The following is a 16858-nucleotide window of genomic DNA, read 5'->3' on the forward strand; positions in this document are numbered from 1 at the left end:
AGCACGCCAGCGCGGGCCGGCGTTCCGGCCGGCCCGCCCGACCAACGAGGACGGGAGCTCATGATGCGCCGGATCGCCGTCCTCGACGCGCCGACAAACCTCGGTCTGCGGCCGCCGACGTCCACCTCGGTCCCGGGCTGCGCGAAGGCGCCCGGTGCGCTGCGCGACCACGACCTGCTGGCCCGACTGCGGGCCCGCGACGCCGGCTGCCTCACCCCACCCCGGTACGACCCGGGTGACTGGCGGCCCGGCGACGGGGTGTGCCACGCCCGGGAGATCGCCGACTACTCGTTGGCGCTCGCCGAGCGGATCGGCTCCATCATCGACCGGGGGGAGTTCCCGGTGGTGCTGGGCGGCGACTGCTCCGTTCTGCTCGGCTCGGCGCTGGCCATGCACCGTCTCGGCGAGGCGGTCGGCGGGCGGATCGGGCTGGTCTTCGTGGACGGGCACTCCGACTTCCGGCATCCCGGCAACGCCTCCTACGTGGGCGCGGCGGCCGGCGAGGACCTGGCCCTGGTCACCGGGCGGGGGCAGGCCGACCTGGCCGCGCTGGAGGGGCGCCGACCCTACTTCCGTGACATCGACGTGGTGGTGCTCGGCATCCGGGCGCAGGACGAATACCGGCTCGACCTCCAGGCGGCCGGGATCGTCACCCGGCCGGTGCCGGCGCTGCGCGCCGAGGGCGCCGCCCGGACGGCCCAGTGGGCGCACGAACAGCTCGCCGACTGCGCGGGCTACTGGGTGCACATCGACGTGGACGTGCTCGACCCGGCGGTGATGCCCGCCGTGGACGCGCCGGACCCGGGCGGGATCGCCTTCGCCGAGCTGGAGATCCTGCTCGCCGGCCTGGTCGACACCCCGCACTGCCTCGGCGTCGAGCTGACCGTCTTCGACCCCGACTACGACCCGGACGGCTCCTACGCGGCCGAGATCGTCAACACCGTGGTGGCCGGGCTGGCCCCGGTGACCGCCCCCGAGGCGGTGCCGCCCCGGTTGCTGTCGGCCCGGCCGGCACCCACGCCGCGCCGCGGCAATGGCCGACTCGGGGCCGGCCCCGGGCGGCTCGACGGCCCTCGACCCGCCCCCGGTGACGCGGCCGAAGCCGAACCCTCCGGCGTCCGCCCCGCTGGGGGGCGGTCGCCCCTCGACGACCTGGCGCCGGCCGAGTCGGAGCCGCTGGGCGCACTCGTGCCGGTGCAAGCGGAGCCGCCGGGCGATGGTCCGGGCCGCGACGGCCGAACGGACCGGGAGCACGTCGCGCACGTCGCGGCTCCGGTCGAGCGAGAACCGGTCGGCCCGCCCGCGTCGGCCGGCCCGGGTCTGCTGCGGCGACCCTCGCCGACCGCCTCGGACCCCAGCGCCGACACGGCCTGACCACCGGCCGCTCCCACCAGGGGCGGCCGGTGGTCAGACCAACGCCCGGTGGGTCAGCGGGCCGGGAGGGCGCGCAGGAAACGCTCGGCGATCGGTACGGCGGACGCGCCGCTGGCGCCGCCCTTCTCCACGAAGACGGCGAACGCGACGTCACCCTGCCAGCCGACGAACCAGGCGTGCGTGTGGGCCGGGTTGTCGTCGTACTCGGCGGTGCCGGTCTTGCCGTACACCTGGCCGCGCGGGACGTCCTTGAGCGCGCTGCCGGTGCCGGCGGTGACCACCTCGCGCATCATCGTGCGCAGCGGCTCGATCGACTGCGGCTTGAGCGGTCCGTCGGTTGCGGCCGACCTGGCCGGCGCCGGGTCGATCAGCAGCTTCGGCTGGATGAAGGCGCCCCGGGCGACAGCGGCGGTGGCGCCCGCCATCGCCAGCGGGCTGACCAGCGTGGTGCCCTGCCCGAATGAGGCGGCGGCCTGCTCGGCGAGGCTGCCGCCCGTCGACACCTTGCCGGTGAACGCGTCCGTGCCGATGTCCCACTGCCCCTCCAGGCCCAGCGAGCGGCCGGCGGCGGCCAGCCCGTCGCCGCCGAGCTTCGGTGCCAGCGAGGCGAACGCCGTGTTGCAGGACTTGGCGAAGTCGGTGCGGAACGGCACCGAGCCGAGCTCGAAGTTGTCCGAGTTCTTGAAGGACCGGCCGTCGACGGTGAAGGTCTTCGGGCATGCCACCGGCCCGTCCAGCGTGACCGCTCCGCGATCCAGCAGGCCCAACGCGCTGACCATCTTGAACGTCGAGCCCGGCGGCACCTGGGCGGTGAAGGCCAGGTTCTCACCGGCCGGCCCGGGCCCGTTGGCCGCGGCGAGCACCGCGCCGTCGCTGACCCGCACCGCCACCAGGGCCGACCGGTGGGGCTCGGCGCGCAGCGCCCCGTCGGCCGCGTTCTGGGTGGCCACGTCCAGGGTGGTCTTCAACGTCTGCCCGGGCTGCGGCTCCCGGCGGAACAGCTCGGTGCCGGTGGATTCAAGCTTGCCGTCCTCGGCGGGACGCTCGATCAGCACGGTCAGCCCCGGACCGCCGCGCAGCCGCTCGTCGTAGCGACCCTGGAGCCCTCCGTGCCCGACCAGGTCACCGGCGACGTAGCGGTCGGGGTGCGCGGCGAGGTCGTCGGCCTGCGCCGGGTCGACCGATCCGAGTAGTGCCCGCGCGAACTCCCGGGTCGGCGCCAGGTCGAGCTTGTCGGTCGGGAACTTGGTGCCGGGCAGGTCGTAGATCCGGGGCTTGATCTGCCGGTACGCCTCCTGGCGCAGGGTCACCACCTCGACGAGGGCATTCGGCTCGGCCTTGGCGATACGGTCGGGCAGATCGGACAGGTCGACTGCGGGGACCAGCGCCGGACGGATCGCCCTGAAGGCCGCGTCGAGGTCCTTGACCAGCTTCTTGACGTCGGTGACCTCACTCGGCTGCACACCCACCCGGACCACCGGGCGAGGTGTCACGATCGGTTGCCCGGCGCCGTCCAGCACCCCCGCCCGGGGGGCGGTGTCACGGCGCAGCGCCAGCCGGTCACCCTTGGTGAGCTGCTCGTGCACCACCCGGGGCTCCCAGATCACCTGCCACTGGTCGTCGTCGCCCTGGGTGAGCCGCACCTCCCGGTCGTACGCCCAGCGGACCTGACCGGGAAGCTGCCACTCCACCCGGACGCTCGCGGTCGCGGTGTCGGCCGTGATCTTCGGATCGCCCTGGCGGGTCAGCGTGGGCGGGGTGGCCGCCAGCTCACCGGAGAGCTCCTTGATCTCGCGCGCCACCTCGGCCGACGGCAGTTTGGCGCCGGTCGTGTCGACCACGCCGACCGCCTGGAGGTCGCCGCTGCGCCAGCCCGCGAGGAAGGCGTCGACGCTGCGCTCCGGCCCGTCGTCACCTGAGCAGGCGGCCAGGAGACCGGCGGTGAGCAGGGCCGCGGCGAGGGCGGCGACTCGCCGCCGGTGGTTCGGTCGGTGGAGCCGGGGGTACGACAGGGGCATGGAGCAGGTCCTTCCGATCTCGGAATGCCCCTGCACGGTAGTACGCCACCGCTGTCCCGAGCGTCCCATGGTGCCGCCCGACGTGCGGAAAGACGGCCCGCGCCGGTGTGATGAACATCGCGTGGCGGGGTATCCCGCAACCGGCCAACCTCGGACCCGCAACGGGTGAAAGGACAGAGTCCCGATCCGGACGTCCGGCCAGTGGTCCACCGACGAAGGTGCAGAGCGGTAGGCCTAGGCTGGGCGGCAGAGTGACCCACAACGCGGTGGGTCGAGGGGAGTGGCACCGATGGACCGGCGTCCGGCGATCAAACCGGAACCCGACCTCCGGCAGGATGACTCCGGCCGGGACGACGACAGCTTCGATTCGGCGACCGACGGGGACGGCTACGGCCGGCTCGACACGGGAGTGACCGGGCTGACCGGGTCGAGCATCGACACCATCTACGATCTGGGCCTGCCGACCGAGGCGTTGGCCGACGACGTGGAGGACGCCGAGCTCGATGAACCGGTGCCCAACGCGGAGCGCCTGGTGGCGCAGGCTGTCGCACTCGCAGGGGACGACCACGACGCGGCGACCCTGGTCGGACGCTTCTGGCGGTTCGCCCCGGACGAGGAGCTGGTCGGCTTCACGGCGGAGGAGATGCTCGACGCGGCCCGGGCGCACCGGGACCTCGCCCAGCAGCGGGTGCCCGGGGAGCTGAAGCTGCGGATCCACGAGCCGCACGCGGACCAGCACCACACGGTTGTCGAGATCGTCACCGACGACATGCCGTTCCTGGTCGACTCGGTGACCGCGCTGCTCAACTCGTACCACCTGGACGTGCACCTGCTGGTGCACCCGCTCGTCGTGGTCCGGCGCGAGCCGCTGGGCCGCCTCACCGAGGTCTCCGCGGACGTGGAGCCGGACGACGCGATCGCCGGCGACATCATCGAGAGCTGGATGCGGGTCGAGATCGACCCGGTCCGGGACGCGGCCGAGCGGGACCGGCTGCGCCGCGAGCTGCAGCGGGTGCTCACCGACGTGCGGGAGGCGGTGGAGGACTGGCCGAAGATGCGCCAGCGCGCCCTGGCTCTGGCCGACGACCTGGCCGCGGCGCGTACCTCCGACAACCGTCCGCCGGTGCCGGAGAAGGACATCACCGACTCGGTGGAGCTGCTGCGCTGGCTCGCCCAGGACCACTTCACCTTCCTGGGCTACCGGGAGTACCGGCTGGTGGACGCCCCCGGCGGGGACGGCGCGGACGTGGTCGACGGCAAGGCGCTGGAGGCGGTACTCGGCACCGGTCTGGGCATCCTGCGGTCGGATTCGCCGGAGGCCCGTTCGCTGACGTCGATGACGCCGGAGGCCCACGAGAAGGTGCTCGAGAAGCGCCTGCTCATCATCACCAAGGCCAACTCGCGGGCCACCGTGCACCGCTCGGCGTACCTGGACTACATCGGCTTCAAGATCTTCAACGAGGCCGGCGAGGTGATCGGCGAGCGGCGCTTCCTGGGGCTGTTCTCCACCGCCGCGTACCGGACCAGCGTGCGGGAGCTGCCGGTGGTGCGCCGCAAGGTGGCCGAGGTCCTGGACCGCTCCGGCCTGAGCCGGCGCAGCCACTCCGGCAAGGATCTGCTCCAGATTCTGGAGACCTACCCGCGCGACGAGCTGTTCCAGATCAAGACCGACGACCTGTACCACGCCGTGATCGGCGTGCTGCGGATGGCCGGCCGCCGGCAGCTGCGGGTCTTCCTGCGCCGGGACGCCTACGGGCGGTTCATCTCCTGCCTGATCTACCTGCCCCGGGACCGGTTCACCACACAGAACCGGCTACGGATGCAGGACATCCTGCTGCGCGAGCTGAACGGTGTCGGGGTGGACTACACCACCCGGGTCACCGAGTCGATGCTGGCCCGGGTCCACTTCATCGTCCGCACCGACCCGACCCGGCCGCCTGGCGAGATCGACGCCGACCTGCTCGCCGAGGAGCTCGCCGACGCGACCCGGCTCTGGGACGACGACTACCGGCTGGTGCTGGAGCGCAAGCTCGGCGACGAGCAGGCCAAGCACCTGTTCGCCCGGTACGCCGACGCGTTCCCCGAGGGCTACAAGGACGGGCACACGCCGTACGAGGCGATGAAGGACCTGGCCAAGCTGGAGCTGCTGGAGGAGCCCGGCCAGCTGGAGATGCACCTGTTCCGCAAGCAGCTCGCCCCCCGGCCCGGCACCCGCGTCCCGGGCGCCGACCTGGTCGAGGCGATGGACGTCCGGTTCAAGGTCTACCGGTACGGCGAGCCGATGATGCTCTCCGCGGTACTGCCGGTGCTGCACTCGCTCGGCGTCCGCGTGGTCGACGAGCACCCGTACGAGGTGGACCGGGTCGACGGCCGGGTGTACCTGTACGACTTCGGCCTCATGCTGCCCGAGGGGCACCAGGAGCTGGCCGAGGTGCGCCCGCACGTGGAGAACGCGTTCGCGGCGGCCTGGCGCGGCGAGGCCGAGGTGGACCGGTTCAACGAGCTGGTGCTGCGCGGCGGGCTGACCTGGCGACAGGTGGTGGTGCTGCGGGCGTACGCGAAGTACTTGCGGCAGGCCGGCACGGTCTTCTCGCAGGACTACATGGAGCAGACCTTCATCGCGTACCCGAAGGTCGCCGCGCTGCTGGTGGAGCTCTTCGAGACCCGGTTCGCGCCGGGTGAGCTCAGCACGGAGCAGCGCCAGCAGCGCAGCGGTGAGCTGGTGGAGACGATCCGGGCCGCGCTGGACGACGTGGCCAGCCTCGACCAGGACCGGATCCTGCGCTCGTACCTGACGCTGATCGAGGCGACCCTGCGGACCAGCTTCTACCAGAAGCCGGTCGGCGGGCGGCCGAAGGCGTACGTGGCCTTCAAGCTCGATCCGCAGGCCATTCCGGACCTGCCGGCCCCGCGGCCGAAGTTCGAGATCTTCGTCTACTCGCCCCGGTTCGAGGGCGTGCACCTGCGGTTCGGGCCGGTGGCCCGGGGCGGGCTGCGCTGGTCCGACCGTCGGGAGGACTTCCGCACCGAGGTGCTCGGCCTGGTCAAGGCGCAGATGGTGAAGAACACAGTGATCGTGCCGGTGGGCGCCAAGGGTGGCTTCGTGCTCAAGCAGAAGCCGGGCGACCGGGACGAGGCGGTTGCCTGCTACCAGGAGTTCGTCGGCGCGATGCTGGACGTCACGGACAACATCGTCAGCGGGCAGATCGTGCCGCCCGTCGACGTGGTCCGCCACGACGGCGACGACCCGTACCTGGTCGTGGCGGCGGACAAGGGCACCGCCACGTTCTCCGACATCGCCAACGAGATCTCCAAGGCCCACAACTTCTGGATGGGCGACGCGTTCGCCTCCGGCGGTTCGGCGGGCTACGACCACAAGAGGATGGGCATCACCGCCCGGGGCGCCTGGGAGTCGGTCAAGCGGCACTTCCGTGAGCTTGGCCTGGACACCCAGGCCCAGGACTTCACGGTGGTGGGCGTCGGCGACATGTCCGGTGACGTGTTCGGCAATGGGATGCTGCTCTCCGAGCACATCCGGCTGGTGGCCGCCTTCGACCACCGGCACATCTTCCTGGACCCCGATCCGGACGCGGCCACCTCGTACGCCGAGCGCAGGCGACTGTTCGAGCTGCCCCGGTCGTCCTGGGAGGACTACAACCCCGAGCTGATCTCGGCCGGTGGCGGCATCTTCTCGCGTACCGCCAAGTCCATCCCGATCACTCCTCAGGTCCGGGCGGCGATCGGCCTGGACGACGACGTCACGCAGATTTCGCCACAGGAGCTGATGAAGGCGATTGTGACGGCGCCGGTGGACCTGTTCTGGAATGGCGGCATCGGCACGTACGTCAAGGCGTCCAGCCAGACCAACGCCGAGGTGGGCGACAAGTCCAACGACGCGATCCGGGTGGACGGGCGCAGCCTGCGCTGCCGGGTGGCCGGCGAGGGCGGCAACCTGGGCTGGACCCAGCTCGGTCGGATCGAGTACGCGTTGACCGGTGGCCGGATCTACACCGACTTCATCGACAACGCGGCCGGCGTGGACACCTCCGACCACGAGGTGAACATCAAGATCCTGCTGAACACCGCGGTCGCCGACGGGGAGCTGACCACGGCCGCCCGGGACGAGCTGCTGGCCGAGATGACCGACGAGGTCGCGGAGCTGGTGCTGCGGGACAACTACGACCAGGCCCGGGCGATCAACAACGCCCAGGCCCAGGCCGCCTCGCTGCTCCCGGTGCACCGACGGATGATCAACGATCTGGAGCGCTCCGGTGCGTTGGACCGGTCGCTGGAGGCGCTGCCGCCGGACGAGGAGTTGGCGGTCCGCAGCGAGTCCGGGCTCACCGCGCCGGAGTTCGCGGTGCTGCTCGCCTACGTGAAGATCGTCCTGGAGCGGGAGATCCTCACCGAGGGGCTGGCCGACGAGGAGTGGACGACCGATGTTCTGGTCAACTACTTCCCGACCCCGATGCGGGAGCGGTTCGCCGACCGGATGGGCCGGCACCGGCTGCGCCGGGACATCGTCACCACGGTGTTGGTCAACGAGGCGATCAACCGGGGCGGCATCTCGTTCGTCTTCCGAGTGGTCGAGGAGACCGCGGCCAGCGCCGCCGACGTGATCCGCGCCTATGTGGTGGTCAGCGAGGTCTTCGGTCTGCGTGAGCTGTGGGACGCGGTCGAGGCGCTGGACAACAAGGTCGCGCCGGAACTGCAGACCAGCGTCTACCTGGACACCCGGCGGCTGCTCGACCGCGCGGTGCGGTGGCTGGTGTCCAACCGGCGCTCGCCGATCGACGTACCGGGTGAGATCGCCCGCCTGCGGGACGGTGTCGCCCGGTTGCTGCCGGGCCTGGAGGAGCTGTTCTACGGCAGCGAGCGGCAGTCCATCGCGGCGCACATCGACTCGATGACCGAGCGTGGGCTGCCCCGGGAACTGGCCGAGCAGGCGACCCGGCTGATGTACAGCTTCGGCCTGCTGGACGTGGTGGAGACCGCGACCCGCAGCGGTCGGGACGTGGGCGAGGTGGCCTCGGTCTACTTCGTGCTCTCCGACCTGTTCCGGGTGGACTCGCTGCTGTCGAAGATCTCCCTGCTGCCGCGCGAGGACCGCTGGCAGACGCTGGCCCGGATGGCGCTGCGCTACGACCTGTACGCCGCGCTGGCCGCGCTCACCGCGGAGGTGCTCGACTCCACCCCGGATGAGCTGCCGCCGCACGAGCGGGTGCAGCAGTGGGAGCAGTCGAACGCCACCTCGATCCACCGGGCACGCCGGGCGATGGGGGAGTTCGACGAGTCGCGGGCGGATCTCGCCGCCCTGTCCGTGCTGCTGCGCCAGATCCGCACCCTGGTGCGGACCTCCGCCGCCGCCTGAGTCGGTACGCCGGACACGGTCCGGCCGATCGGGGTGACCCGATCGGCCGGACCGCTTCCGCTGGTGCCGGTCACTCCGCCAGGGTGGCGAAGACGACCACGTTGTCCGGGTAGCTCTTGACGGCCTGGTCGAACTGACCGCCGCAGGTCACGACCCGCAGGCCGGGCCGGTCGTTCGGCCCGTACACCAGCTCGGTGGGGAAGGACGTCTTCGGGTACGACTTCACCGAGTCGACCTTGAAGGCGACCGGTTGGTTGTCCGCCCGCCGCACGGTGATGGTGTCGCCGGGGACGAGAGAGCCGAGGTCGAAGAAGACGGCCGGACCGAGCTTCGCCGAGTCCACGTGCCCGACGATGACAGCGTTACCGGTTTCGCCGGGGCTCGGGCCCGGTTCGTACCAGCCGGCCCGGTCGGCCTGCTCCAGCGGGGGGACCTGGACTGTGCCGTCCGGGTTGGTGCCCAGCGACATGAGCGTCGCGTTGACGCCGATCTTGGGGATCTCGATGCTGGTCGGGGCCGAACGCTTCAGTCCGGTTGGAACGTCCCCGTCGACGGGCTCCCCGTCGGCCGGTGGGACGGTGCCGGTGACCGCCGGCCCGGTGACCTCGGGACCGGCCTGGGCCAGCGGCTGCGGCGGGCGGGGAGGTGGCGTGGTCTTCAGCGCGGCGCCGATCATGCCGGCACCGATCATGGCCAGGGTGACGACGACGACCGCGCCGGCGGCGCGCCACGGTTTCCCGTGACGGCCGCCGGCCCGTGTCGTCGTCACGTCAGACGAGCGAACCATCGGTCCGCCGACGACGCATCAGCACGATCCCGCCCAGCGCGGCAGCGCCGAGCAGGCTCGCCCCACCGGTGGCCAGGCCACGGTCGGTGCCGGTGCTCGCGCCACCGTCACCACCGTCGACCCCGCCGTGGGGCAGCACGACGAGCTCACCCTCGCCGCACGAGCCCTTGAGCTCGTAGCGACCCGGGCGGGCGTCCTTGTCGACCTTGGCCTCGCCGTAGTAGACGAAGTCCCGCTTGTTCTCCCAGCGGTCCTCGTCCCGGCTGTCCTTGCCGTAGTCGCCGCCCTCGTCGTGGCCGTTCTCCTTGGACTCCCAGCCCTTGTCCGAGCCGTACTCGTCGGAGCCGCCCTTGTCCGAGCCGTACTCGTCGGAGCCGCGCTCGTCCGAGCCGTACTCGTCGTGGCCCTTGGAGTCCGAGCCCTTGTCCGAGCCGTACTCGTCGGAGCCGCGCTCGTCCGAGCCGTACTCCTCGTGGCCCTTGGAGTCCCAGTCCTTCTTGTCCTCGTCCTTGGACTCCCAGTCCTTCTTGTCCTCGTCCTTGGAGTCGCGGCCTTCCTGGCCGTGCTCCTCGCCCTTCCAGTCCTTGCTGTCCTCGTCGCCGTGAGCGTCGGCCGCGGCGCCGCCACCCTGGCCGCCGTTCTCGTCCTTGCCCTCGTAGTCCTTGCCGTTCTCGTCCTTGCCGTGCTCGTCCTTGCTGTTGTCGTCCTTGCCCTTGTCGTCCTTGCCGTGCTCGTCCTTGCCGTTCTCGTCCTTGCCGTTGTGGTCCTTGCCCTTGTCGTCCTTGCCGTGCTCGTCCTTGCCGTTCTCGTCCTTGCCGTTGTGGTCCTTGCCCTTGTCGTCCTTGCCGTGCTCGTCCTTGCCGTTCTCGTCCTTGCCGTTCTCGTCCTTGCCGTCGTGGCCGGAGGAGTTCTCCTCCTCGCGCCAATCGCCCTTGTCGTCGTGCACCGGCTTGAGCTTCACCTTGCCGGTGACCTTGGACCACACGAACGCGTGCTCCTGGCGATCCGGGCAGATCTCGAGGAGCTTGACCTCTTCGCCGGCCTTGACGACGTGCGGCTTGGCGAGAACCTTGCCGTCACGGTCCTTGCCACCGTCGTGGTGCCCATCGGCGAACGCGATCCCCGGCGTGAACACCAAGAGCGCCGCACCGCCGAGCGCGGCGCCCGCAACGACCTTCCCGAGCATCTTCTTAGCCATGACCTGCGTCACTCCATCCCTGTTGTCCTGAGCCCGGCGACAACCGAGCTAAGACCGACGTTAGACCGTTTCATGAACTATGAAGGGAAACATTCGTGTTTTGACCTTTACTGCTGGTAAGCGGTAAAGGGGTGCTACGCGGCTTTCTCCCCGCCGAACGCGGTGTGGGAGCGCAACATCGGGTTGTGGGTGAGAGAAGGGGTTCCGCGCCCGCCGTGTCGGCCCGGCCGCGTCATCCGGTAGCGGCGGCGCGGTTCCGCTCGTGCCGGTCGCGCGGTCTCGCAGGTATCGTCCGAGTCGGGCCTCCGAATACATCGAGCCATTGCCATGGAAGCGCTCCCATGCAAGAATCGGCGCACGCGGTTCGGGGAGCCCCACCGCGCAGGCAGCGGAGTCGAGGGCAACCGGTCCGCCGGACGACATCCCGCCGCCGACCGACCGCTTGCCGGTCGTTCACCACCACCACCGCCCGTCCGGGTCGGGCACCCCCGAAGAATCCCGTTGGCGCCGGCGGCCGTCCGTGCAGGACGCCCACCGGGCCGTCTCGCCGGGCCGTACGCGAGCCCGGTCTCGCCCAAGGAGATCAGTGGCATGAATGTGTGGAGAAGGCTGTCCGGCCCACGCCGGGCAATCGCGCTCGCCGGCGCGGGCGTCCTGGTCGCCGGCGGGTTGGTGACGATCCCCGTCACCGCGGCGCAGGCCGCGACCCAGTGCGACATCGCCTACTCGGCGAACGAGTGGCCCGGTGGCTTCACCGCGAGCATCACAATCAAGAACGTCGGCGACCCGATCAACGGCTGGACGCTTGGGTGGACCTTCCCGAACTCCAGCCAGCGGGTGCAGCAGGGCTGGTCGGCCGAGTTCACCCAGTCCGGCAGCCAGGTCACCGCGCGCAGCCTGTCCTACAACGGCAGCCTCGCCACCGGCGCGTCGACGAGCATCGGGTTCAACGGCGCGTGGAGCGGCAGCAACCCCAAGCCGACCTCGTTCACCCTCAACGGAGTGACCTGCAACGGTGGCACCACGCCGCCGACCACACCCCCGCCGACGACCCCGCCCCCGACCACGCCTCCGCCGACCACACCCCCGCCGACCACGCCGCCGCCCACCGGTAGCAAGGTGGACAACCCGTACGCCGGGGTCCGGGGGTACGTGAACCCCGAGTGGAAGGCCAAGGCGGACGCCGAGCCGGGCGGCAGCCGGGTCTCCAACAACCCGACCGCTGTGTGGCTGGACCGGATCGCCGCCATCAACGGCACCCCGGACAGCAGCTCCAACGGCGCCTTCGGTGTGCGCGACCACCTGGAGGAGGCGCTGCGCCAGGGCGCCGGCTACATCCAGTTCGTGATCTACAACCTGCCCGGCCGGGACTGCGCCGCGCTCGCCTCCAACGGTGAGCTGGGCCCGGACGAACTGCCCAAGTACAAGGCCGAGTACATCGACCCGATCGCCGCGATCCAGGGCGATCCGAAGTACCGGAACATCCGGATCATCAACATCATCGAGATCGACTCGCTGCCCAACCTGGTGACCAACACCTCCGGGCAGGCCGGCGGCACGGTCATGTGCGACACGGTCAAGGCCAACGGCGCATACGTCAACGGCGTCGGTTACGCCCTGGCGAAGCTGGGCGCGCTCGGCAACGTCTACAACTACATCGACGCCGCGCACCACGGCTGGATCGGCTGGGACAGCAACTTCGGCCCGACCGCCGACATCCTGAAGTCCGCCGCGGTCGCGTCCGGCAGCACGGTCAACAACGTGCACGGGTTCATCGTCAACACGGCGAACTACTCGGCGCTGCGCGAGCCGTACGTCAAGATCACCGACTCGGTGAACGGCACTTCGGTGCGACAGTCCAAGTGGGTCGACTGGAACTTCTACGTCGACGAACTGTCCTTCGCCCAGGCGTTCCGCGACAAGCTGGTCCAGGTCGGCTTCAACTCCGGCATCGGCATGCTGATCGACACCTCCCGCAACGGCTGGGGCGGCACCGCCCGGCCCACCGGACCGGGCGCGACGACGAGCGTGGACACATACGTCAACGGCGGTCGGATCGACCGGAGGCTCCACCTGGGCAACTGGTGCAACCAGGCCGGCGCCGGCCTCGGCGAGCGGCCCCGGTCCAACCCGGAGCCGGGCATCGACGCGTACGTCTGGGTGAAGCCCCCGGGCGAGTCGGACGGCTCCAGCCGGGAGATCCCGAACAACGAGGGCAAGGGCTTCGACCGGATGTGCGACCCGACGTACGGCGGTAACGCCCGCAACGGCAACAGCCCATCCGGAGCGCTGCCTGACGCGCCGATCTCCGGCGCGTGGTTCTCCGCCCAGTTCCAGGAGCTGATGCGCAACGCGTACCCGGCGCTCTGACCGGATCGCTCCCGCACCCACCCGCCGCGGGCGGTAGGTGAGGCACTGCCGGCGGCAGGTTCCCCGGGTCCCCGGTCCGACCGTGACGGTCGGACCGGGGACCCCCTCGTGGGCCCTGCTCAGGGCACTGTGCGCTCGATCGCCGCCCGACCCTGCTCGGCCAGGTCGTGGCGGGCCTTGTCCAGGTTCTCCGGGGTGAGGTCCTGCCCGCGGGCCATCACCAGATCCTCCGGCTCCCAGGGCTGTTCCGCGCCCGTGCGGATGTTGTCCCCGCCGGCGCCGGTGCCCGTTCCGGTCGCCCCGGTGCCGGCAGCGTACGGGTCGCCGAGCAGGTCGTCGGTGCCAGGCGCGAGGTCGTCCGGCCGGGTGCGGGGCTCACCGAAGGCCGGGGTGTCCCGGTCCGGGCCGCCCCCGGTCCGCAGCTGCGGGACGGTGCTGTCATCGTCCGCCGCCGCGGCCATCTCCGGGCTCTCCTCCAGCGGCGGTCGGCGGTCGCGATCGGTCATGGTGCTGCCTCCTGTGTCCGACACGTTGCCTGATCCCCCTCGCGTACCCCCTCGGGCCGCGCCCATGCCCCCCGGGTGGCCGACGCGCGCTGACCACCCGGCGCGCGGGGCTGCCCGTCAGCTACCGGGATCCTTCTCGTTCGGGGCCGGCGGCTCGGCCGGGCGCAGCCACTGCCAGAGCAGCATGAGCAGACCGAAGGCGAGCATCACCAGGCCGGCCCACAGGTTGATCCGGACGCCCTCGGCCTTGTCGATCTCGGCCCGGCTGTCGAAGACGCCGATCAAGGTCACGATGACCCCGTACGCCACGAAGAGCCCACCGATCACCCGGCGGATGTCGAACAGTCGCGCGGCGGCGGAGCGGCGCTGCTCCGCCTGGGTCTCGTCGATCAGCGGGTCCTGTGCCGGCTGGCCTTGGTTGTCCATCTGCCGACCCCTTTCCTAGAAGACCGGGATGTAGAAGAGGGCGGCCAGCACGACCGCGATCACACCCAGCAGCACGGGGGAGCGGTACCAGGCGGCATCCCCGGCGAGCACGTCGCCCTTCAGGTCGACACCGCCCATGCCGTAGACCAGCCCGCGCAGCTCCTCGTCGCGTTTGGGTGCGGTGAGCGGGGTGATGATCGCGGCGACCACCACCGCCGTGACGAACGCGAGGCCGGCACCCCAGAAGCTCTCCTCCAGGTCGGAGTTGAAGTCGACCACGCCGCCCTTGTAGAGCAGGTAGAGGCTCAGCGACACCAGGGTGCCCAGCAGCAGCGACCAGAAGCCGGCCAGCGCGCTCATCCGCTTCCAGAACATGCCGATGATGAAGGTGGCGAACAGCGGCGCGTTGAAGACGGAGAAGAGCGCCTGGATGTAGTTCATGATGTTGCTGAACCCGGCCGCGATGAACGCGGTGCCGATCCCGATCACCACGGCCGCGACGGTCGCCCACCGGCCGATCCGGAGGTAGTACTCGTCCGACCGGTCGCGGCGGACGTACGCCTGCCAGATGTCGTAGGTGAAGACGGTGTTGAAGCCGCTCACGTTGGCCGCCATGCCGGCCATGAACGAGGCGAGCAGGCCGGTGACCGCCACGCCGAGCACGCCGTTGGGGAGCAGGTCGCGCATCAGCAGCGGGATCGCGTTGTTGTACTGCAGGTCGCCGCTCTCCGCGCCGAGGCCCTTCACCGTCACCAGGGCCACCAGGCCGGGGATGACGGTGACCAGGGGGATGAACAGCTTCGGGTACGCGGCGATGATCGGCGTACGCCGGGCGGCGCTCATGTTCTTCGCCGACAGCGCCCGCTGCACCTCGGCGAAGTTCGTCGTCCAGTAGCCGAAGGAGAGCACGAAGCCGAGACCGAAGACGATGCCCAGCCAGTGCGCGCCGAGCGGGTTGTTGGTGGTGCCGGTGTCCTGCCAGGCGTGCAGGCCCGCCTCCCCGAGCTTGGAGTCGCGGACCGCGTCCATCAGCCCGGACACCCCGCCCACCTTCACCAGGCCGATCACGGTGACCGGGATGAGGCCGGCCAGGATGACGAAGAACTGGAGCACCTCGTTGTAGATCGCCCCGGACAGGCCGCCGATGGTGATGTACGCCAGCACGATGGCCGCGCCGACCACGATCGCGGTCCAGAGCGGCCAGCCGAGCAGGGCCTGCATCACCAGGGCCAGCGCGTACAGGTTCACCCCGGCGATCAGCACCTGGGCGGCCGCGAAGCTGAGCGCGTTCAGCAGGTGGGTGGGGCGGTTGAACCGCAGCCGCAGGTACTCCGGCACGCTGCGGACCTTGGATCCGTAGTAGAAGGGCATCATGACGATGCCCAGGAAGACCATCGCCGGCACCGCGCCGATCCAGTAGTAGTGGACAGTCATCGCGCCGTACTGGGCGCCGTTCGCGGCCATCCCGATGATCTCCAGCGCGCCCAGGTTCGCGGAGACGAAGGCCAGCCCGGTCACCCAGGCCGGCAGGGACCGGCCGGAGAGGAAGAAGTCGACGCTGGTGCGGATCGCCCGGCGGGCGGCGAAGCCGACCCCGAGGACGGTGAGGAAGTAGAGGGCCAGGATGAGGTAGTCCAGGCCGTTCATGTCGAGCCGAAGACCTCCGCCGTCGTCCATCACCGTCACCCCTAATCCGCCCGTTTGATGCGCGCGCCCTATTACCCCGGACGGGCGATTTCACGCCTGCTGTCGTGTCCCGCCGTGTTCCGGCCCCCTCGGGCGATCCGGCGCGGCGAACGCGTGCGGATGAACCGCCCGGCCGTACGCGGGCACCCCGGCCGGCTGGCCGGGGTGCCCGTGGTGTGTCGCTCAGCGACCCAGCACGCGGTCCAGGAAGTCCCGGTAGCGGCGTACCGCCATCCGCAGCTGCTCGGTGTCCGCCGAGCCGGCGTCCTGCCATCCGCCCAGCGCGTTCTTCTGCGCGGCCAGCGCCGACGCGAGCGCCTGGATGGCCTCCTCCACCAGCGACTGCGCCTCGCCGGCCGCGGCCTGCGGATCGTCCACGAAGCGCAACTGCACGTCCCGCCAGCGGTCCCGGAAACGCTGCGCCGCGTCCGCGTCGAGGAGGGTGGCGGGCTCGGCCGCCACGGTCGACCCGGCGGGTCGCGACGTACCGGCCGACTCCAACGAGGTGCCGGTGCCACCGGCGGCGAGCACCGGGTCGGCGTCCGGCGAGACGGCGTCCGGGTCGACCATCTCCGGCGTGGCGCTGCCGTAGGCGGCCGCGTCCGGGTCACCGCCCGGCGGGGTCAGATCACTGCGCCGCTCGGGACCGTTGTCCGTGCTGCCCGGCGGGACGACGGTCCGGGTGGACGTGTCCGCGTCGGCCCGGGCGTCGTCGGTCTCCGCATCGGTGCCCCGGCGGTGCAGTTCGGCGGTGGGGTCGGCACGCAGACCCTCACGCTCGCCGCCCTCGGCGCCGTCGCCGGGCTGGGCGGTTCGCTCGGCCCGGGGGTCCGGCTGGTCCTCCGGGCGCGGGCTGGCCAGCGCGGACGCCGCCACCGCATCGGCCACCGTGGTGGCGCCGAAGGTGGTCGGCAGCGGCCCCGGCTCATGGAACCCGCCCTCGTCGGTGCGGTCGTCGGCGGCGGACGGGTCGTCGAAGGTGCCCCGGTCGTCCAGCGCGTCCTCGGGCACGTCCGCGCGACCGGCCCGGTCGCCGGCCGGCGGCACCGGCACGGGCCCGGACCGGACGGCCTCCGGATGGTCGTTGCTCACCTGCTGCTCTTCCTGGCGCATCGGTGGCCT

Annotated in this window: 9 protein-coding genes and 1 pseudogene; 3 read left to right on the plus strand and 7 right to left on the minus strand. The window is 71.1% G+C overall.

Annotated elements, in window-relative coordinates; all coding sequences use genetic code 11:
* Positions 1-60: 60 nt before the first annotated feature.
* A pseudogene (locus GA0070607_RS18105) lies at positions 61-1128 on the plus strand (arginase family protein); the annotation flags it as partial.
* A gap of 299 nt (positions 1129-1427) precedes the next feature.
* Here the strand turns inward: GA0070607_RS18105 and GA0070607_RS18110 are convergent.
* The gene (locus GA0070607_RS18110) at positions 1428-3392 is read right to left on the minus strand and encodes a penicillin-binding transpeptidase domain-containing protein (RefSeq protein ID WP_089019261.1); all 1965 of its coding nucleotides are present in this window, start codon (positions 3390-3392) and stop codon (positions 1428-1430) included.
* Positions 3393-3681: 289 nt separating this feature from the next.
* Here GA0070607_RS18110 and GA0070607_RS18115 point away from each other — a divergent pair, with 289 nt between their 5' ends.
* The gene (locus GA0070607_RS18115) at positions 3682-8763 is read left to right on the plus strand and encodes an NAD-glutamate dehydrogenase (RefSeq protein ID WP_089019262.1); all 5082 of its coding nucleotides are present in this window, start codon (positions 3682-3684) and stop codon (positions 8761-8763) included.
* Between the two features lie 70 nt (positions 8764-8833).
* Here the strand turns inward: GA0070607_RS18115 and GA0070607_RS18120 are convergent, their stop codons facing one another.
* Both GA0070607_RS18120 and GA0070607_RS18125 read right to left on the minus strand, forming a co-directional pair.
* A complete protein-coding gene (locus GA0070607_RS18120) occupies positions 8834-9532 on the minus strand; it encodes a class F sortase (RefSeq protein ID WP_089019263.1) in 699 nt (232 codons plus the stop codon).
* 1 nt (position 9533) lies between these two features.
* Positions 9534-10748: a putative sodium/potassium/calcium exchanger gene (locus GA0070607_RS18125; protein ID WP_089021920.1), complete on the minus strand. Its 1215-nt coding sequence runs from the start codon at positions 10746-10748 to the stop codon at positions 9534-9536.
* Between the two features lie 591 nt (positions 10749-11339).
* On the opposite strand from GA0070607_RS18125, the gene GA0070607_RS18130 reads away from it, so the two are divergent.
* Entirely contained in the window at positions 11340-13118 is a 1779-nt protein-coding gene (locus GA0070607_RS18130) for a glycoside hydrolase family 6 protein (protein WP_089019264.1), read from the plus strand.
* 119 nt (positions 13119-13237) lie between these two features.
* Here the strand turns inward: GA0070607_RS18130 and GA0070607_RS18135 are convergent, their stop codons facing one another.
* From GA0070607_RS18135 to GA0070607_RS18150, 4 genes are all read right to left on the minus strand, one after another.
* Positions 13238-13624 carry a hypothetical protein gene (locus GA0070607_RS18135; protein WP_089019265.1) on the minus strand — a complete coding sequence of 129 codons (387 nt, stop codon included), beginning with the start codon at positions 13622-13624 and terminating at the stop codon, positions 13238-13240.
* Between the two features lie 117 nt (positions 13625-13741).
* The gene (locus tag GA0070607_RS18140; protein ID WP_089019266.1) at positions 13742-14050 is read right to left on the minus strand and encodes a hypothetical protein; all 309 of its coding nucleotides are present in this window, start codon (positions 14048-14050) and stop codon (positions 13742-13744) included.
* 15 nt (positions 14051-14065) lie between these two features.
* Entirely contained in the window at positions 14066-15727 is a 1662-nt protein-coding gene (locus tag GA0070607_RS18145) for a sodium:solute symporter family protein (RefSeq protein ID WP_089021921.1), read from the minus strand.
* Between the two features lie 192 nt (positions 15728-15919).
* A complete protein-coding gene (locus tag GA0070607_RS18150; protein WP_089019267.1) occupies positions 15920-16849 on the minus strand; it encodes a hypothetical protein in 930 nt (309 codons plus the stop codon).
* Between the last annotated feature and the right edge of the window lie 9 nt (positions 16850-16858).

The organism is Micromonospora coriariae, assembly GCF_900091455.1.
Classification (GTDB): Bacteria; Actinomycetota; Actinomycetes; order Mycobacteriales; family Micromonosporaceae; genus Micromonospora; species Micromonospora coriariae.